We start from the raw sequence: 18,686 nt of genomic DNA, 5'->3' as shown, positions 1-18,686 counted from the left end.
ACCCATTCGCCAATCCCCGAGCGCTCTTTTAAAAGATTTGGGCCTTTTTACCCCGCTATTGACGCGGGGGGCGGCGGAGAACCCCCCCCCCGGGCCCCCCCGCGGCTTCAGCGGCCGGACCCGTAGGTGTACCTGCCCTTGTCGATGGTCGGGACCGTGACGGTGAGGGCCTCGGGCCATTCCACCGGAAGCCCCAGCAGCCTGTCGTCCCGGACGGTGCGCCCGTCCGGTGCCGTGTAGGTGCTCTCGACGGGTCCGGCGTTCTCGGTGTCGGGCCTCTGCTGTTCCTTCAGCGAGCAGACGGCCTTGGAGAGGTCCTGGCCGAGGGGCAGGACTTTCAGCAGCGACGTCAGGAGGCTCAGGGCCTTCGGGCAGTCGTCCACGGTGTAGGTCTGCGGGACGGGCGGCGGCGCCTCCTCCGCGAAGGTCTGTGGCGCGGGCGGCGGTGCCTGCGCGGCGGACGCGGGCACGGCCATCGCCGTGACGGCCGCGGCGACGAGCAGCGGCCCGAAGATCCGGCTTCTCACTGGGGTCAACCCTCTCGATCATGCATCGCCACGTCACTGGCTGTTCCCGCATGATCGACACCGCGAAGCGCGGCCGGCGGAAAGGTTGGCGAAGGCTTTGCGTCAGGTCCACCCGAGCCGTTCGCCGACCTCGTCGGGCGCGTACCCGCGATGCCCCCCGTCGCCGATCCACACCATGCCGTCGGCCTCCGCGACGACCCCGACGGCGTGCTCCTGCGGCAGCCGCGGCTGGACCGCCAGCCGCACCTGCGTCCCGGGCTCGAACCGGCGCAGTTCGTCGATGAGGTCCCCCACGGTGACCTCGCGCGTCGCCCCCCTGCGATGTCTTCCCATACCCCGCATGAAACCATCCCGCCCCCGCTGCTCAGACCGTCCAGCCCACCAAATTCGCCAGACGGCCCCACCCAATCGCCAAGGGGCCAAAACCGTCCGCCCTCAAGGGGGGCAAGGGGCGAAGCCCCACAAGAAACCGCAAGCGACAACAACCCGCACACGCGCAGGAAGGGAAACCGGCAAGGGGGCGTGGGGGGCGGAGCCCCCACATCGGGGGTCCGCGGGTCGCCCCCGGGTCAACATGACGAAGGAGTGGCGGGGAAGGAGCCCAGCTCCGACCACACCACTCCCAACTCCGAGTGGAGCTATGGGGATTCGAACCCCAGACCTCCTCCATGCCATGGAGGCGCGCTACCAACTGCGCCATAGCCCCGCCGCCGCGTGGACGTTCATCCCGCAGCGCCCCGCCAGTGTATAGGACGGCGGGGCGTGGTCTCGAATCGTTTGCGGGGTCAGGTGCCGGCGTCGGGGCGGTCGTCGCTGAGGACGGGTTCGGGCAGGGTGCCGGCGTTGTGCTCGGCGAGGCGCCAGCCGCCGTCGCGCATCTCGGTGATGACGGACCAGCAGCAGTTGGACAGGCCGCCGAGGCGTTCCCAGGTCTCTTCGGGGAGGCCGAGGAGGTGGGACATGCCGAGGCGGAGCGCGGCGCCGTGCGAGGCGACGACGAGCTGTCCGCTCGGCGGGAGGTCGTCGAGGGCGCGTTCGAGGGCGGCGCCGACGCGTTTGGCGACCTGGGCGCTGGTCTCGCCGCCGGGCGGCTGCCAGGCGGCGTGCTCGGCGGGGTAGCGTTCGCGGATCTCCCGGGAGGTGAGGCCCTCCCAGGCGCCGCCGTCGCGTTCGATGAGGTCCTTGTCGTAGCGGACGGGGAGCCCGGTGATCTCGGCGAGGGCCTGCGCGGTGTCGGCGGCGCGGCGGAGGGGCGAGGCGAGCAGGGCGGTGGGGCGGAGCCCGGCGAGGAGCCGGGCCGCGCGCAGTGCCTGCTGGACGCCCGTGTCGTCGAGCGGGATGTCGGTCTTGCCCTGGAATCGACGTTCGACGTTCCATCCGGTCTGGCCGTGCCGCCAGAGGACGAGCCGGCGACGGCCGGGTTCGCGGGTGGGCCGGGTGTCACTCACTCGCGCTCCCGACGGCGCGGGCGCGCTGGGCCTGGTGGGCGGTGGCGCTCTCCGGGAGGTCGAGGAGGGGGCAGTCCTTCCACAGGCGTTCGAGCGCGTAGTACATGCGGTCTTCCTCGTGCTGGATGTGCACGATGATGTCGACGTAGTCCAGCAGGACCCACCGGCCCTCACGCTCGCCTTCGCGCCGGACGGGCCTGGCGTCGGCGTCTTCGCGGAGGCGCTTCTCGACCTCGTCCACGATGGCGCGGACCTGCCGGTCGCTCGGTGCGGAGCAGAGCACGAACGCGTCGGTGATGACGAGCTGCTCGCTCACGTCGTAGGCAAGAATGTCGTCGGCCAGCTTGTCGCCCGCCGCCTCGGCGGCGATCCGGACGAGCTCTGCCGCCCTCGTGGATGCGGTCACGATGCGCTCGCGATCCTCCCTGTAGGGGTCGTCTCCGTTGACACCCTCTCACGGGCGGCGGACGGCGGTACCCCTGTGTCGCTGTACGACCGCACGGCTCGTGCGGCCCTTCCCCCTCCAGGGTATGTGCCCCCGCCGACACACCTCCGCACCACCGGATGCGGGCGTCCCGGGGTGAACCTCAGTACAACCCGCGCTTGTTGATGTACTGCACGATGCCGTCGGGGACGAGGTACCAGATGGGTTCGCCGGAGTGGACGCGATCGCGGCATTCGGTGGAGGAGATCGACAGGGCGGGGACCTCCATGAGCGAGACGCGCCCGTTGGGGAGGCCGGGGTCTGCGAGGCGGTGGCCGGGCCGGGTGACGCCGATGAAGTGCGCGAGTTCGAACAGTTCGTCGGTGTCGTGCCAGGTGAGCATCTTCTCCAGCGCGTCGGCGCCGGTGATGAAGAACAGGTCGGTGCCCTCGCCCTGGAGTTTGCGCATGTCGCGGAGGGTGTCGACCGTGTAGGTGGGGCCCGGCCGGTCGATGTCGATGCGGCTGACGGAGAAGCGCGGGTTGGACGCGGTGGCGATGACGGCCATGAGGTAGCGGTCTTCGGCGGGGGTGACGTCGCCGCCCTCCTTGTGGGAGGAGATGCCGGTGGGGACGAAGACGACCTCGTCGAGGGAGAAGAAGTGCGCGACCTCGCTCGCGGCCACGAGGTGCCCGTGGTGGATGGGGTCGAAGGTGCCGCCCATGACCCCGAGCCGCCGCTTTTGCGTCATAGCGACGAGAATAATCGGCCGGGCCCGTGCCCGGAACCTCCGGGGGCCCCGGCTCAGCCGAGGCCGGGAAGGGGCGGGCGCCCGTCCTCCCAGGTCACGACGCGGACGGCCTTGCCGACCTCGACGCGCGGCACGGTGCCGTCCGGCAGGACGAACACCTCGGCGGTGAGGCCGAGCGTCTCGTGCAGCGCGTGCACGAGGTCGTCCTTCGGGTCGCCGGAGACGGCCTCGCAGGCGACGAGGAGCCGGGTGGACGGGGCGCGCCGGTCGACGACGAGCTGGTAGTGGGGCCGGACGAGCCCGGAGCCGAGCAGGACGCGTTCGACCTCGCTCGGGTACACGTTGACGCCGCGCACGACGAGCATGTCGTCGGCGCGGCCGAGGACCTTGCTCATCCGGACGAGGGTCCGCCCGCAGGGGCATTCGCCGCGGGTGAGGGAGGCGATGTCGCCGGTCCGGTAGCGCAGCAGCGGCAGCGCCTGCTTGGTCGGGGTGGTGAAGACGAGTTCGCCGGGGGCGCCGTCCTCCACGGGGTCGCCGGTGGACGGGTCGACGGCCTCGACGATGAAGTGGTCCTCGTTGACGTGGAGACCGTCCTGTTCGAGGCATTCCGTGGCGACGCCGGGACCGATGACCTCGGAGAGGCCGTAGATGTCCACCGCCTTGATGGGCAGCACGGCCTCGATGGCGGTGCGCAGTTCCTCCGACCAGGGCTCGGCGCCGAAGACGCCGGCCTTCAGCGCGGGCAGTTCGACGCCCGCCTCGGCGACGGCCTCGCCGAGGCGCAGCGCGTACGCGGGGGTGCAGGTGAGGATGTCGGCGCCGAGGTCGGCGAGCATCCGCACCTGCCGGTCGGTCATGCCGCCGGACATGGGCACGACGGTCGCGCCGAGCGCGACGGCGCCCTGGTGGATGCCGATGCCCCCGGTGAACAGCCCGTAGCCGTAGGCGTTGTGGACGACGCTGCCCGGCGACGCCCCGGCGCACGAGAGGGAGCGCGCGCACATGGCCGCCCACAGGTCGAGGTCGGCCCTGGTGTAGGCGACGAGGGTGGGGCGTCCGCGCGTCCCGCTGGAGCCGTGCACGGCGGCGACCTGGTCCTGCGGGACGGCGAGCAGCCCGAACGGGTAGGCGTCCCAGAGGTCCTGCTTGGTGGTGAACGGGAGGTTGCGGAGGTCGGCGAGGGTCACGTCGGAGCCGCCGCCGACGCCGGCCTCCTTCAGCCGCCTCCCCTGCACGCCGTCCGCGGCGAGGAGCCGGTCGACCAGGCCCCACAGCCGGTGCCGCTGCAGCGCGGCGCGCTCGTCCAGGGACATCGCCTCGGCTTTGGGGTCGAACATCACTCGCCTCCCGGGCGGACCGCAGTAGGCCAGGGTTCCCCGGCGTGGAACCCTGGGGCCATCTGGTTCGTCGGGAATACCATGCCAGACTTGACTTCTTCGCCGTCGAAGGAGAATTTCTGCGTTGTAGACCGGACGGACACGGCCGAAGGCACGGCTCGGATGCCCAGCCCGTCCCCGGGTCGGGCGGCAGCGGGAACGCAACGACCGGCGAACGCGGCGGCGTCCCACCGCCCGCCCGACTACAGGGCCTTTCGCCCTTCAGGAGGTCAGACATGACGGAGAACACACCGGACCGGGCGCGCACCCGGTTCCCGGGGATCAGCTCCCGGGCCTACGAGCACCCCGCGGACCGATCGGCGCTCGTGGCGCTGCGCTCGCTCTCCGGGTTCGACGTCGTCCTGCGCAAGCTGTCGGGGCTGGTCAACGAGCGGTCGCTGCGGCTGATGTTCCTCGGCGGGACGGTGCGCGCCGGCGAGGACCAGTTCCGCCACATCCACGACATGGTGCGCGACGCCTGCTACATCCTGGACATGCCGGAGGTCCCCGAGCTGTTCGTCCGGCAGGACCCGACGCCCAACGCGATGGCGCTCGGCTCCGACCACCCGTTCATCGTGCTGAACACCGGCCTCATCGACCTGCTGGACGACGAGGAGCTGCGGTTCGTCATCGGGCACGAGGTCGGGCACATCCTGTCCGGGCACGCCGTCTACCAGACGATGATGCAGATCCTGCTGCAGCTCGGGTCGCGGCTCGCCTGGCTGCCGCTCGGCAACGTCGGCATCGCGGCGATCATCATCGGGCTGCGCGAGTGGTTCCGGAAGGCGGAGCTGTCGTCCGACCGGGCGGGGCTGCTCGCCGGGCAGGACGTCGACGCCGCGAAGCGCGTCAACATGAAGCTCGCCGGCGGGGTCCGGCTCGGCGAGATGAGCGCCGAGGCGTTCCTGGAGCAGGCCCGCGAGTACGACGCGGCCGGCGACGTGCGCGACGGCATCCTCAAGTTCCTGAACCTGCTCGGCCAGTCGCACCCGTACGCGGTGATCCGGTTCGCGGAGATCGACCGGTGGGCGCGCAGCGGCGAGTACGAGCGGATCCTCGGCGGCGACTACCCGCGCCGCGACGACGACGGCAGCGCCTCCGTCCGGGACGAGGTCAAGGACGCGGCGCGCGCCTACCGGGACTCGTGGGAGCGGACGGCCGACCCGTTCGTGGGCAAGGTCCGCGACATGGCGGACGCGGCGGCGGGCGCGGCCGGCGGGCTGTTCGACCGGATCACCCGCCGCGACAACGGGCCGACCGGCCGCTAGCGGGGAGACCGGGGCCGCCGCGACACGGACGCGGCGGCCCTTCCCGTCCTTAGAAGGGGGCCGGGACGAGGAGCTCGACGTTGCGGTCGGCGACCTCGCCGCGGCGGTGCGAGTCGCGGTCCTGCCAGTCGTTGCCCGCCAGCTCCCGCGACAGCGACGCGAGCCCGACCGGGTCGGTGAGCCGGCCGCCGTAGGACGCCGGCCCGGCCGAGTCGAGGATCGTCGCGAAGACCGACAGTGTGCCGTCGCCGTTGTCGGCCAGCTCGACGATGCGGCTCTGCTGCGGGAAGTCGATGTGCGCGGCGGTGTTGACCTCCCAGAACCCTCCCCCGCCCTTGCGCGCGTGCGGAATGACCTGGTTCCGGTGCGTGTGGCCGTTCACCCACAGGATGACGTTCGGGTAGCGCAGCAGCAGCGCCTGCACCTCGTCGCCGAGGACGCGGTCGCCGCCGAGCGGGTTCTCCAGCGAGGCGATCGGGTGGTGGCTGAACAGCACGAACAGCCGGTCCTTCACCGCGTGCTCGACGACCGAGCCGTCCGCCGCGACGTAGCGGCGGCTGCCCGCCTTCAGCTGCGCCTCCAGCCAGGCGAACTGCTTCTTGTCGAGCGAGCCCTCGGAGTAGCCGTTCGGGTTGACGGTGTCGAGCACGAGGCCGCGCACCACGCCCTGGTCGAACCCGTAGTAGGCCGTCCCGTCGAGGAAGTTCGCGGTGGTGAAGCCGTGGCCGCGGAGGGACGCGGACGTCCGGAAGTGCTCGGCGACGACGTCCCTGCGCGACAGCATCCGCCGGTTCCAGTCGGGCGTGACGGGACGGAACAGCCCGCCCGCGCCGCCCTGCTCGCGGCTCAGCCGGACCAGCTCGGCCGCGTCCGCCTTCTGGATCATGCGGGCGAGGCGTTCGGCCTGGCCGTCGTCCGCCGGGGCGCCGATCTTGATGCCGCCGGTGGCGAGGCCGGAGACGAGCGGGTTGACCGGCAGGTTGCCCTGGATGAGCCCGTCGTGGTTGCCGAACGCGGCGAGCCACGGCATGTCGAGGCCGGTCGCCTGGAACGGCCGGCGTGCGGCGTCGATCAGGCCCTTGACGCGCGGGAACCCGTACTTGGTGATCGCGGCGTCGGCCTGCGCGCCGGGCGGCGGGCCCTCGGGGTGCCAGTAGGCGCGGTCGTAGGACGCCCAGTCCATGACGCCCTCGTACCGGTTCGGGTCGCCGGAGTCGGGGCGGACCCGGCCGCCGTCCAGCAGGTCGATGATCCAGCGGATCTCGTTGTACTGGACGTTGTCGGCGGCGTCGCCGGTGTTGATGGTGAACGCGAGCCCGAGCCCGGTCGCGGGCCCGCGCCCGACCCTGTTCACCGCCTGCACCATCGCCTCGGCGACCTGCGTGGTCAGGATCTCCTGCGGCCGGTACCCGCCCTCGGGGAACCCGCTCACCAGGTCCCGGATCCGGTCGATGAACTCGACACGGGCCGGGGACTGCGCGTCGATGATGTGCACGTCGGTGAGATGCCCGAACGCCAGGAGGCCCCGGCGGGTGGCGGCGCGGCGCGCGGCGGCGGTGCCGCCGAGGTCGCGGCGCAGCAGGTGCGGCTCCCCCGGCCCGGTGATCACCGGGCGGTACCCGCCCGCGCCCGCCGCGCCGAGCACGTACGTCCGGTCGAGGGTGGTGCCGGCGGCCGGCCCGGCGAGCGCGGGCGCGGCGGCGGCGGCCGGGCGCGCGGGGAACGCGGCCAGCCCGGTGGAGGCGATCCCCGCGCCGAGGGCTGCGCCCTTCAGGACACGGCGGCGGCTGTACTCACGAGTCACAATCGTGAATCAGACCACACCCGCAACGTGACATCAATGGCAAAAATGTCACAACTTGGACGGATGCCCCGATCAGCCGCGGGTGTGCCCCTCCCCCGTCACCACGTACTTCGTGGAGGTCAGCTCCGGCAGCCCCATCGGGCCGCGCGCGTGCAGCTTCTGCGTCGAGATGCCGATCTCCGCGCCGAACCCGAACTCCTCGCCGTCGGTGAAGCGCGTCGAGGCGTTCACCATCACCGCGGCCGAGTCGACCAGCGACACGAACCGCTTCGCGGCCGGCTGCGACGCCGTCACGATCGCCTCGGTGTGGCCCGACCCGTACGTGCGGATGTGCGCGACGGCGTCGTCCAGGGAGTCGACCACGCGGGCGGCGATGTCGAGCGACAGGTACTCGGCGTACCAGTCGTCCTCGGTCGCCTCCACGACGTCGCCGTCGTAGGAGCGGATCCGGTCGTCGCCGTGGACGGTGACCCCCGCGGTCCTGAGCGCCTCAAGCGCGCGCGGGACGAACGTGTCGGCGACATCGGCGTGCACAAGGAACGTCTCCGCGGCATTGCACACCGAGGGACGCTGCGTCTTGGCGTTCAGCAGGATGTCGACGGCCATGTCCACGTCGGCGGCGGCGTCCACGTAGACCGCGCAGTTCCCGACGCCCGTCTCGATCACGGGGACGGTCGACTCCTCCACCACCGAGTTGATCAGCGACGCGCCGCCGCGCGGGATCAGCACGTCCACCAGGCCGCGCGCCCGCATCAGGTGCTTCACCGACTCGCGGGACGTCCCCGGGACGAGCTGCACCGCGTCCGCCGGGACCTGCGTCTCGGCCAGCGCGCCCTGCATCACCTCGACCAGCACCGTGTTCGAGTCGTACGCGGACGACGAGCCGCGCAGCATCGCCACGTTCCCGCTCTTCAGGCACAGCGCGGCGGCGTCCACGGTCACGTTCGGGCGGCCCTCGTAGATGATCCCGACGACGCCGAGCGGCACCCGGACCTGCCGCAGCTCCAGCCCGTTCGGGAGCACGTTGCCGCGCATCGACTCCCCCACCGGGTCTGGCAGCGCGGCGACCTGCCGGACCGCCTCGGCGATCGCGGCGATCCGCTGCTCCGACAGGCTCAGCCGGTCGATCATGTACTCGGACGTGCCGTTGTCCCGGGCCCGCGCCACATCGGCCTCGTTGGCCTTCACGATCTCCGGCGCGGCGGCGACCAGCGCGTCCGCGATCCGGTGCAGCGCCGCGTCCTTCGCCGCCCGCGGCAGCGGAGCCAGCCCGGCCGCCGCCTCGCGCGCGCGCCGCGCCACCCGCAGGAACTCTTCGCGCTCGTCGTCGCTCATCACAACGCTCCCTCGTCAAGGACGACCAGATGGTCGCGGTGGATTATCTCGCGTTCGTACCCGGCGCCCAGCTCGCGGGCCAGCCAGCGCGTCGAGCGGCCCATCAGCTCCGGGATCTCGGACGCGTCGTAGTTCACCAGGCCGCGCGCCACCACGTGCCCGGACGTGTCGCACAGGTCGACCGGGTCGCCGGCGGCGAAATCGCCGTCCACCCCGGTCACCCCCGCCGGAAGCAGGGACTTGCGGCGCCGCGCGACCGCCTCGACGGCCCCCGCGTCCAGCATGACGCGGCCCTGGCCGGTGGTGGCGTAGGCGAGCCACAGGTTCCGCGTCGACATGCGGCGGCCCTCGGCCGGGTGGAACAGCGTGCCGACCCTGTCGCCCGCGAGGGCGTGCGCGGCGGACGCGGCGTTCGTCAGGACGACCGGGATTCCCGCGATGCGGGCCGCCTCCACCTTGGTCACCATGCCGCCCGTCCCGACGCGCCCGGACCGGCCGAGCTTCACGCCCTTGAGGTCGTCCGGCCCGCGGACGTCGTCGACGCGGCGGGCGCCGGGCTGGCGCGGATCACCGGTGTAGAGGGCGTCGACGTCCGACAGCAGGACGAGGGCGTCCGCGCGGATCAGGTGGGCGACGAGCGCCGCGAGCCGGTCGTTGTCGCCGAACCGGATCTCGTCGGTCGCGACGGTGTCGTTCTCGTTCACGATCGGCAGGATCCCCATCGCGAGGAGCTGCCCCAGGGTGCGCTGCGCGTTGCGGTGGTGCGAGCGGCGCATCATGTCGTCGGCGGTGAGCAGCACCTGCCCGACCGTCAGCCCGTACCGGGCGAAGGACGAGGTGTAGCGGGCGAACAGCAGGCCCTGCCCGACGCTCGCCGCCGCCTGCTGCGTCGCGAGATCCGGCGGCCGGCGGGTCAGCCCCAGCGGCGCGAGCCCGGCGGCGATCGCACCGGACGACACGAACACGATCTCGGTGCCGTCGGCGCGGCGCGCGGCGAGCACGTCCACCAGCGCGTCGATACGGTTCGCGTCGATCGTCCCGCGCGCCGTGGTCAGCGACGACGACCCCGCCTTGACCACGATCCGCCGCGCCTCGGCAACCTCAACCCGCTCACTCATGACCCTGCTCCCAGTGGGGGGACGCCCCCCACACCCCCCGGTTCGCTCCGCTCATTTTTAGCGGCCTTCCAGGCGGCGGTCGGTGCCGCGCGGGCCCATGGTCGCCTCGCCGGCCGGCACCTCCGGCTCCCAGTCGAAGACGACCGAGTCGTCGGCGGTGCCGATCAGGACCGTCGCGCCGGCGCTGGCGCCCGCCTCGGCGAGCGCGGTCTCCACGCCGAGCCGGGCGAGCCGGTCGGCGAGGTAGCCGACGGCCTCCTCGTTGGCGAAATCGGTCTGCCGCAGCCACCGGACGGGTTTCGTCCCGGTGATCAGGAAGGTGTTGTCGCCCATGGTCCTGACCTCGAAGTCGGTGTCCCCGCCGACCGGCTCCGGCCGGATCACGATGCGGGTCGGCTCCGCCGGCGGCAGCGACGCGCGGTACTCGCCCACCATCGCCGCCATGGCGAACGACAGCTCGCGCAGCCCCTCGTGCGTCGCCGCCGACACCTCGAACACCTTCAGCCCGCGCGCCTCGAACTCGGGCCGGACCATCTCGGCGAGGTCGCGGCCGTCGGGCACGTCCACCTTGTTCAGGACGACGATGCGCGGACGGTCCGACAGCGGCCGGTCGCCGAGCACCCGGTCGTAGGCCCGCAGCTCCCGCTCGATGACCTCGAAGTCGCTGACCGGGTCGCGGCCCGGCTCCATCGTCGCGCAGTCGAGGACGTGCGCGAGTGTGGACGAACGCTCGATGTGGCGCAGGAAGTCGAGACCGAGCCCGCGTCCCTCGCTGGCGCCCTCGATGAGGCCCGGGACGTCCGCGACCGTGAACGTCGTGTCGCCCGCGCTCACCACGCCGAGGTTCGGGATCAGCGTCGTGAACGGGTAGTCGGCGATCTTCGGCTTCGCGGCGGACAGCGCGGCGATCAGCGACGACTTGCCCGCGCTGGGGAAGCCGACGAGCGCCACGTCGGCGACGCTCTTGAGCTCCAGGACGACGTCCCGCTCCTCGCCCGGCTCGCCGAGCAGCGCGAACCCCGGCGCCTTGCGCTTCGCGGACGCCAGCGCCGCGTTCCCGAGACCGCCGTGCCCGCCCTTCGCGACCACGTACCGGGTGCCCTCGCCGACCAGGTCGGCCAGGACCTCGTCGCCCCCCTTCACGACCGTGCCGTCCGGGACGGACAGGATCACGTCGCCGCCGTCCGCGCCCGTCCGCATGCTGCCCTGCCCCGGCCTGCCGTTGCCCGCCTTGCGGTGCGGGCGCCGGTGGTAGTCCAGCAGGCTCGCGGCGTTCCCGTCGACGACGAGGACGACGTCGCCGCCGCGCCCGCCGTTCGCGCCGTCCGGGCCGCCGAGCGGCTTGAACTTCTCCCGGTGGATCGAGGCGCAGCCGTTGCCGCCGTTGCCCGCCGCGACGTGCAGCACCACCCGGTCGACGAACTGCGCGCCCGATCCCGCTCCAGCGGCCACGGTGACTCTCCTCAGTGAAAACGGCGAAGGGACGGACCGAAACCGGTCCGCCCCTTCGAGAAACGTCTAGTGCCCAGGCGGACTATTCCGCCGGCGGGACGATGCTCACCGCGTTGCGACCGCGGTAGCGGCGGAACTGCACCGCGCCCGCGACCAGCGCGAACAGCGTGTCGTCACCGCCGCGGCCGACGCCCGGCCCGGGGTGGAAGTGGGTGCCGCGCTGCCGGACGATGATCTCGCCGGCGTTGACGACCTGGCCGCCGAACCGCTTCACGCCGAGGCGCTGGGCGTTGGAGTCGCGACCGTTACGGCTGGACGATGCGCCCTTCTTGTGTGCCATGAGACCGCTCTCCCTTACTTCCCGGCCTTGATACCGGTGATCTTGACCTCGGTGTACGGCTGGCGGTGACCCATCCGCCGCTTGTACCCGGTCTTGTTCCGGTAGTGCATGATGTTGATCTTCGGGCCCTTGACCGCCCCGAGGATCTCGGCGGTCACCTGGTAGCGCGCCAGGTCGGCGGCCTTGCTGACGACGTCGTCGCCGTCCACGACGAGCACCGCCGGGAACGTCACGGTCGAACCGACCTCACCGGCCAGCTTGTCGACGGTCAGCACGTCGTCGACGGTGACCTTCTCCTGCCTGCCGCCTGCGCGGACAATCGCGTACACCGCGGAAACCCTTCGTCTGCGCGCGCTTCCGGGCTGAACCGGTCCCGCGCGTGGCTTACCAGCCCCCGGATGGGGGCCTACCCCCGGCACCGGGGCCGAGGGCGGCACACCAGGGCTGCCCCTGGCGCTCTCTGCTTGGCCTCACCGGATCGGCGAGGTGAGCACCGAACGACCCCCGGACGGGGCTCGCGGTGCGGGTTCGGGCGACGCGCCCACGACGCGCCGGAGTACAAGGGTACCGGATGCCCCGAGCGCAACGCGAACGCGTCCGGACGGGGCATCCGTCCCTCCTCAGTCGGCGGAGTCGCCGCTCTCGGCGGACTGCGCGGCGGTGGCGCGGCGGCGGGTCCGGCGCCGGGTGGCCGTGCCGCCCTCGCCGCCCCCCTCGTCCGCGGCGGGCACGCTGCCGTTCGACTCGGCGGCCACCGTGTCGGCGGGCGCCTCGTCGGCGGGCACCGTGTCGGCGGGCGCCCCGGCGTCGCCCAGGTCCGGGCCGGTGCCGTTGCCGTTGGCGGTGACCGCGACGGGCTCGGCGTCGTCCAGGGTGCCCGGGGAGGTGTCGACGGCCTCCACGGCGGCGTCGGCGGCCTCCTCGGCGGCCTGCGCCGGGGACTCCTCGATCTCCGGCGGCGGGCCCGCCGGGCGCTTGGCCGGGCCGGACTTCTTCGGCCGCGACCGCACCCGCGCCGGCGGCTCCTCCGCCGCGGGCGCCGGCGCCTCGGCGGCGGGCTCGGGCTCGGGCTCGGCGTCCTTCGGCTTGGTCCCGTGCTGGGCCAGCTTCTCCTCGACGGCCTTCTCGACCTCGCCCTTGCGCTTGCGGCGGCGGCCGTTCTCCTTGCCGGCCGCCTTGTCCGGCTTCGGCTCGACCGGCGTCAGGTGGACGTGGATGCCGCGGCCGTTGCAGGACTCGCAGGTCTCCGAGAACGCGTCCAGCAGGCCCTGGCCGACGCGCTTGCGGGTCATCTGGACCAGGCCCAGCGAGGTGACCTCGGCGACCTGGTGCTTGGTACGGTCCCGCGACAGGCACTCGACGAGGCGGCGCAGCACCAGGTCCCGGTTGCTCTCCAGCACCATGTCGATGAAGTCGATGACGATGATGCCGCCGACGTCGCGGAGCCGGAGCTGGCGGACGATCTCCTCGGCCGCCTCCAGGTTGTTGCGGGTGACGGTCTCCTCGAGGTTGCCGCCCTGCCCGGTGAACTTGCCGGTGTTGACGTCGATGACCGTCATCGCCTCGGTCTTGTCGATCACCAGGGAGCCGCCGGACGGCAGCCACACCTTGCGGTCGATGGCCTTGGCGATCTGCTCGTCGATGCGGAACGCCGACAGGGCGTCCTGGTCGCCCGTCCAGCGCTCGACGCGGTCGGCGAGATGCGGGGCCACGTACTCGACGTACTCGGAGATGGTGTCCCACGCCTCGGAACCGGAGACGACCAGCTTGGAGAAGTCCTCGTTGAAGATGTCGCGGACGACCCGGAGGGTCAGCTCGGGCTCCCCGTAGAGCAGGGACGGCGCCGACGCCGTCTTCACCTTCTTCTGGATGCTGTCCCACTGGGCCGCGAGGCGCGACACGTCGCGGGCCAGCTCCTCCTCGGTCGCCCCCTCGGCCGCCGTCCGGACGATCACGCCGGCGTTCTCCGGCATGACCTTCTTCAGGATCGACTTGAGCCGGCTGCGCTCCTTGTCGGGCAGCTTGCGGCTGATGCCGGTCATCGAGCCGTCCGGCACGTACACGAGGTAGCGGCCGGGCAGCGAGACCTGGCTGGTGAGGCGGGCGCCCTTGTGGCCGAGCGGGTCCTTGGTGACCTGGACGAGCACCGACTGGCCGGACTTCAGCGCCGACTCGATGCGGCGCGGCTGCCCCTCCAGGCCGGAGGCGTCCCAGTTGACCTCGCCCGCGTACAGGACGGCGTTGCGGCCCTTGCCGATGTCGACGAACGCCGCCTCCATCGACGGCAGGACGTTCTGCACCTTGCCCAGGTAGACGTTGCCCACGTAGGACTGGTGCGTGGCGCGGTTGACGTAGTGCTCGACGAGGACGTCGTCCTCCAGGACGGCGATCTGGGTGCGCTCGCCCTCCTGCCGCACCACCATGACGCGCTCGACGGCCTCGCGGCGCGCCAGGAACTCCGCCTCGGTGATCACCGGCGGGCGGCGGCGGCCCTGCTCTCGGCCCTCGCGGCGGCGCTGCTTCTTGGCCTCCAGCCGGGTCGAGCCCCGCACGGAGCGGACCTCGTCCTCGGCGGCGGCGCGCTCCTCGCGGGCCGTGCGGACGTGCACGACGGTGTTCGGCGGGTCGTCGGTGCCGTTCCCACCCTCGCCGTCGGTCCCGGAACGGCGCCGGCGGCGGCGCCGACGGCGGCTCGACCCGTTCTGGCCGTCGTCGTCCTCGTCGTCGGCGGCCTCCTGCTCGGCCTCCTCCGCCTTGGGCTCCCTGTCCTGCCTGGCGGGCTTGTCCTTCCGGCCGCCCTTGGCCGCCCTGCTGCTCTTGGGCTGCTCTTCCCCGGGCTCCTCGGCCTCGGCCTCGTCGGCCTGGGCCTCGTCCTCGGCGCCGTCCTTGCCCCGGCCGCGGCCACGGCCGCCACGACGGCGGCGGCGCCGCGACGGGCGGTCATCGGAGTCGTCCTCGTCGGACGGGCCGTGGTCCTGCTCGTCCTCGACGGTCTCGGGCTCGGGAGCGGGGGCGGGCTCGGGGGCGGGCTTCTCGCGGACGGCGGGCTCCGTCTTCGGCTGCGGCGGCTGGAAGACGACCATGGGCGGCTGGAACGTGACGCCCGGGACGCCGACACCGCTCGCCGGCTCGGTCTCCGACACCTGCTCGGGGGGCACCTCGGCGCCCGCGACCGGGACGGCGGGGATCTCCGGCACCGGCGGCACGGCCGGCGGCTCGGCAGCGGCGGCGCGGCGGCGGGTCCGGGTGCGGGGCGCCGGCGCCTCCTCCGCGGTCTCGGTCTCGGTCTCGGGGGAGGTCTCGGCACCGGTCATCGGCACGGGCGCGGGCGTCTCGGCGGCGGCCTTCGTGCTCCGCGCACGGGTCCGGGTCCTGCTCCGCTTCGGCGGCTCGGGCGCCTCCTCCGCGACGGGCTCCGCGGCCGAGCCTTCGGCGTCGGCCTCCTCTTCTCCGGAGGCGTCGTCGGCGGCCGGGGGCTGGGCCGGGGGCTCCTCCACCTCGGGCGGCGGCCCGGCGGGCCGGCTCGCCCGGCGCGGCCGCGTGGTCACCCCGGTGCCGTTCTCCGCCGCACCGTTCCCGGTGCTCGCGCCGTCGGTCGTCTCGTTCTCGGTGCCTTCGGCCGTGGCCGAATCGGCTTCGTTCTCAAGCATGCGGGCAATCTCCCGTCAGGCTCCCGGGCGCGTCCGCTCGCTCCGCCCGGGAGCGGATCGTGCGGTGCGCCGCACAGGAGCACCTCGTGTCATCGGCGTCGTCACCGCCGGACGGTGGTCCGGCCATGACGACGAAGTCGTCGGGGGTGCGCCAGCCGTACCCTGCGGAACCGGTTCCGTGCTCCCACGGCTTCGGTTCCCCGGTCAGGCGCTGACGGCATCCGCGCTCGCGGCGTCCCCGGGCCGCGGCCGTACAGGGCCGCGCGCCGTCCCGGCGTCATCGCCGGACGGCAGGCCGATCTCCCGGTCGGGACCCAGGGGATCCGCGAGGCCACCGGTGTCCGCGTCGAGGGGCCCCTGCGCCAGCCTGGTCACCAGCGGTGGTGACGGCGGCGCGAGGTCGGCGACCTGGCGCAGTCCGGTGAGGATGTCGTCGGGTCGTACGGCAGGTGTGGAATGCCGAACAACCATTCGAAGTATGGCACAAGGGGCATCCGCCGCCTCCGCGGCGCGCCGGTCCAGCTCACATGCGGACACGGCGGCGCGCACGTCGAAACGGCGCCGTCCCTTCTTCGTGAGGCGTTCCACCTCGATGTGCTCGGCGGCCATGAAGGCGGCCACGGCAGCGGCGGCGTCGTCGTCCGACACGCCGTCCAGCCGGATCCGCCATTCGGACGCCTCGAGCCGATCTGCGAACGCGCTCGGCTTCGCCGACGCGTCGCCGCTCCCCGCCCTTACCGGCACGACATCGACGATGTCGAGCCCGGGGGGCAGGGCCGCGTCGAGATCGGCCCGCACCCGCGCAGGGTCGCAGGTCTCGGTCAGCCCGATCTCAAGGTATTCGGCCTCACTGGCCACCCCTGTCGCCGCCGCACCCGCGTACGAGATCTTCGGGTGGGGGGTGAATCCGCCGCTGAACGCGACAGGGATCCCGGCGCGCCTGACGGCGCGTTCCACGGCCCGGGATATGTCGCGGTGGCTCGTGAACCGCAGCCTGCCCCGCTTGGCGTAGCGGACGCGCAGTCGCTGGATCACGGGGGCCGGCGCCGGACCCTCCGGCATGGGTGCCAGGGTTCTGGTCCTTCCTACTCGCGTCGAGTCGAAAAACTAGGTCTCCCTATAGAGTACGGGTCCCCGAGCCCCATTCGGCCAAGCACGGGTGCCCTAAGCCGCGAACGCCCGCAGGACAGGGCCTTCCCGCACCCACTTCCGGGCACCCGCCCCCCGCGCGGGTCGTCAGACGACGGAGAGGGGGAGGAGTTTTTTGCCGGTGGGGCCTATTTGGATCTCGGTGCCCATGGTGGGGCAGACGCCGCAGTCGTAGCAGGGGGTCCAGCGGCAGTCTTCGACCTCGGTCTCGTCGATGGCGTCCTGGTAGTCCTGCCAGAGCCATTCGCGGTCGAGGCCGGCGTCGAGGTGGTCCCACGGGAGGACTTCCACCTCGTCGCGTTCCCGGGTGGTGTACCAGGCCAGGTCGACCGGCTCGTCGGCCAGGGCCCGCTCGGCGCAGGACGTCCAGCGGTCGTAGGAGAAGTGCTCGCTCCAGCCGTCGAAGCGGCCGCCGTCCTCCCAGACGGCGCGGATGACCTTGCCGACGCGGCGGTCGCCGCGCGACAGCATGCCCTCGATGATGGACGGCTGGCCGTCGTGGTAGCGCAGGCCGATGGCGCGGCCGTACTCCTTGTCGCCGCGCAGGAGGTCCTTGAGGGCGTGCAGGCGGCGGTCGACGGTCTCGTGGTCGCACTGCGCGGCCCACTGGAAGGGCGTGTGCGGCTTGGGCACGAAACCGCCGATGGAGACCGTGCAGCGGATGTCCTTGCGGCCGGTGGCCTCGCGGCCGGCCTGGATGACGCGCTTGGCCATGCCGGCGATGGCGAGGACGTCCTCGTCCTCTTCGGTGGGCAGGCCGCACATGAAGTAGAGCTTGACCTGGCGCCAGCCGTTCTCGTAGGCGGTGGAGACGGTGCGGATCAGGTCGTCCTCACCGACCATCTTGTTGATCACCTTGCGCATCCGCTCGGAGCCGCCCTCGGGTGCGAAGGTGAGGCCGGAGCGGCGGCCGCCGCGGGAGAACTCGTTGGCGAGCGTGATGTTGAAGGCGTCCACGCGGGTGGACGGGAGGGAGAGCGAGGTGTTGGTGCCCTCGTAGCGGTCGGCGAGGCCCTTGGCGACGTCGCCGATCTCGCTGTGGTCGGCGCTGGAGAGGCTGAGCAGGCCGACCTCCTGGAAGCCGGACTCCTTCAGGCCCTGCTCGACCATGTTCCCGATCGTGGTGATCGACCGCTCGCGGACCGGGCGGGTGATCATCCCGGCCTGGCAGAACCGGCAGCCGCGGGTGCAGCCGCGGAAGATCTCCACGCTGAACCGCTCGTGCACGGTCTCGGCGAGGGGGACGAGCGGCTTCTTCGGGTAGGGCCACTGGTCGAGGTCCATGACGGTGTGCTTCTCGATCCGCCACGGGACGCCCGGACGGTTCGGCGCGACCCGCTGGATCCGGCCGTCCGGCAGGTAGGTGACGTCGTAGAAGCGGGGCACGTACACGCCGCCGGACGCCGCGAGCCGCAGGAGCAGCTCGTCCCGCCCGCCGGGGCCTCCCTCGGCCTTCCACTCGCGGATCACCTCGGTGATGGCGAGGACGATCTCCTCGCCGTCGCCCAGGACGGCGGCGTCGACGAAGTCGGCGATCGGCTCGGGGTTGAACGCGGCGTGCCCGCCCGCGATCACGATGGGGTGGTCATCGGTGCGCTCGGCGGCGTCCAGCGGGATGCCGGCGAGGTCGAGCGCCGTGAGCATGTTGGTGTAGCCGAGTTCGGTGGAGAACGACACGCCGAGCACGTCGAACGCGGCGACCGGGCGGTGCGCGTCCACGGTGAACTGCGGGATGCCGTGCTCGCGCATGACGGCCTCCAGGTCGGGCCAGACCGTGTAGGTCCGCTCCGCGAGGACGCCGTCGCGCTCGTTGAGGATCTCGTAGAGGATCTGGACGCCCTGGTTCGGCTGCCCGACCTCGTAGGCGTCCGGGTACATCAGCGCCCACCGGACGTCGGTCTCGTCCCAGTCCTTGAGCTGGGAGTTCAGCTCGCCGCCAACGTACTGAATCGGCTTCTGCACGCTCGGGAGCAGCGGCTCCAGGCGCGGGAAGAGCGACTCGACCGGCATGACGGAATCCTCCGTGCAGGGAACAAGGGAC

At 72.4% G+C, this 18,686-nt stretch carries 16 protein-coding genes and 1 tRNA gene; 1 reads left to right on the top strand and 16 read right to left on the bottom strand.

Going from position 1 to position 18,686, the window contains the following annotated elements; translation table 11 throughout:
* Positions 1 to 107: 107 nt before the first annotated feature.
* The 7 genes from ABZ806_RS28385 to ABZ806_RS28355 all read right to left on the bottom strand — a co-directional run bounded on the left by ABZ806_RS28385 (position 108) and on the right by ABZ806_RS28355 (position 4,490).
* Positions 108 to 527: a hypothetical protein gene (locus tag ABZ806_RS28385; protein WP_500220454.1), complete on the bottom strand. Its 420-nt coding sequence runs from the start codon at positions 525 to 527 to the stop codon at positions 108 to 110.
* Between the two features lie 102 nt (positions 528 to 629).
* Positions 630 to 860 carry a hypothetical protein gene (locus ABZ806_RS28380; protein WP_500220453.1) on the bottom strand — a complete coding sequence of 77 codons (231 nt, stop codon included), beginning with the start codon at positions 858 to 860 and terminating at the stop codon, positions 630 to 632.
* Between the two features lie 300 nt (positions 861 to 1,160).
* Positions 1,161 to 1,233, bottom strand: a tRNA-Ala gene (locus tag ABZ806_RS28375).
* Between the two features lie 79 nt (positions 1,234 to 1,312).
* Entirely contained in the window at positions 1,313 to 1,975 is a 663-nt protein-coding gene (locus ABZ806_RS28370) for a histidine phosphatase family protein (RefSeq protein ID WP_500220452.1), read from the bottom strand.
* Positions 1,968 to 2,381 carry a ribosome silencing factor gene (gene rsfS / locus ABZ806_RS28365; protein ID WP_500220451.1) on the bottom strand — a complete coding sequence of 138 codons (414 nt, stop codon included), beginning with the start codon at positions 2,379 to 2,381 and terminating at the stop codon, positions 1,968 to 1,970. Before rsfS ends, ABZ806_RS28370 begins: the two co-directional genes overlap by 8 nt.
* Before the next feature lie 181 nt (positions 2,382 to 2,562).
* Positions 2,563 to 3,150 (bottom strand): nicotinate-nucleotide adenylyltransferase, encoded by a 588-nt coding sequence (gene nadD, locus ABZ806_RS28360; protein ID WP_500220450.1) that lies wholly within the window; start codon positions 3,148 to 3,150, stop codon positions 2,563 to 2,565.
* Positions 3,151 to 3,203: 53 nt separating this feature from the next.
* Positions 3,204 to 4,490 carry a phenylacetate--CoA ligase family protein gene (locus ABZ806_RS28355; RefSeq protein WP_500220449.1) on the bottom strand — a complete coding sequence of 429 codons (1,287 nt, stop codon included), beginning with the start codon at positions 4,488 to 4,490 and terminating at the stop codon, positions 3,204 to 3,206.
* Positions 4,491 to 4,765: 275 nt separating this feature from the next.
* Between ABZ806_RS28355 and ABZ806_RS28350 the strand changes: the two genes are divergently transcribed.
* Positions 4,766 to 5,797, top strand: a complete 1,032-nt coding sequence (locus tag ABZ806_RS28350) for a M48 family metallopeptidase (protein ID WP_500220448.1) — start codon at positions 4,766 to 4,768, stop codon at positions 5,795 to 5,797.
* 49 nt (positions 5,798 to 5,846) lie between these two features.
* On the opposite strand, the gene ABZ806_RS28345 is transcribed toward ABZ806_RS28350, so the two are convergent.
* The 9 genes from ABZ806_RS28345 to ABZ806_RS28305 form a co-directional block, all read right to left on the bottom strand.
* Complete coding sequence (locus ABZ806_RS28345; protein WP_500220447.1) at positions 5,847 to 7,601, bottom strand: TIGR03767 family metallophosphoesterase; 1,755 nt, start codon at positions 7,599 to 7,601, stop codon at positions 5,847 to 5,849.
* 72 nt (positions 7,602 to 7,673) lie between these two features.
* Complete coding sequence (locus ABZ806_RS28340; protein WP_500220446.1) at positions 7,674 to 8,936, bottom strand: glutamate-5-semialdehyde dehydrogenase; 1,263 nt, start codon at positions 8,934 to 8,936, stop codon at positions 7,674 to 7,676.
* Positions 8,936 to 10,054, bottom strand: coding sequence for a glutamate 5-kinase (proB, locus tag ABZ806_RS28335; protein ID WP_500220445.1), 1,119 nt, complete (start codon positions 10,052 to 10,054; stop codon positions 8,936 to 8,938). Before proB ends, ABZ806_RS28340 begins: the two co-directional genes overlap by 1 nt.
* 57 nt (positions 10,055 to 10,111) lie before the next feature.
* A complete protein-coding gene (gene obgE / locus ABZ806_RS28330) occupies positions 10,112 to 11,506 on the bottom strand; it encodes a GTPase ObgE (RefSeq protein WP_500220444.1) in 1,395 nt (464 codons plus the stop codon).
* Between the two features lie 82 nt (positions 11,507 to 11,588).
* Positions 11,589 to 11,846, bottom strand: a complete 258-nt coding sequence (gene rpmA, locus ABZ806_RS28325) for a 50S ribosomal protein L27 (protein WP_131894964.1) — start codon at positions 11,844 to 11,846, stop codon at positions 11,589 to 11,591.
* A 14-nt stretch (positions 11,847 to 11,860) separates the two neighbouring features.
* A complete protein-coding gene (gene rplU / locus ABZ806_RS28320; protein WP_500220443.1) occupies positions 11,861 to 12,175 on the bottom strand; it encodes a 50S ribosomal protein L21 in 315 nt (104 codons plus the stop codon).
* A 291-nt stretch (positions 12,176 to 12,466) separates the two neighbouring features.
* Positions 12,467 to 15,496 carry an Rne/Rng family ribonuclease gene (locus tag ABZ806_RS28315; protein ID WP_500220442.1) on the bottom strand — a complete coding sequence of 1,010 codons (3,030 nt, stop codon included), beginning with the start codon at positions 15,494 to 15,496 and terminating at the stop codon, positions 12,467 to 12,469.
* A gap of 204 nt (positions 15,497 to 15,700) precedes the next feature.
* On the bottom strand, positions 15,701 to 16,558 hold the full coding sequence (locus ABZ806_RS28310) for a TIGR03936 family radical SAM-associated protein (protein ID WP_500220441.1): 858 nt from the start codon (positions 16,556 to 16,558) through the stop codon (positions 15,701 to 15,703).
* Positions 16,559 to 16,732: 174 nt separating this feature from the next.
* Positions 16,733 to 18,655: a TIGR03960 family B12-binding radical SAM protein gene (locus tag ABZ806_RS28305; protein WP_500220440.1), complete on the bottom strand. Its 1,923-nt coding sequence runs from the start codon at positions 18,653 to 18,655 to the stop codon at positions 16,733 to 16,735.
* Positions 18,656 to 18,686 lie beyond the last annotated feature (31 nt).

Source organism: Spirillospora sp. NPDC047418, assembly GCF_040643275.1.
GTDB lineage: Bacteria > Actinomycetota > Actinomycetes > Streptosporangiales > Streptosporangiaceae > Spirillospora.
The sequence above is the reverse complement of the archived record's forward strand: the minus strand, read 5'-3'. Positions and strand labels throughout refer to the sequence as shown.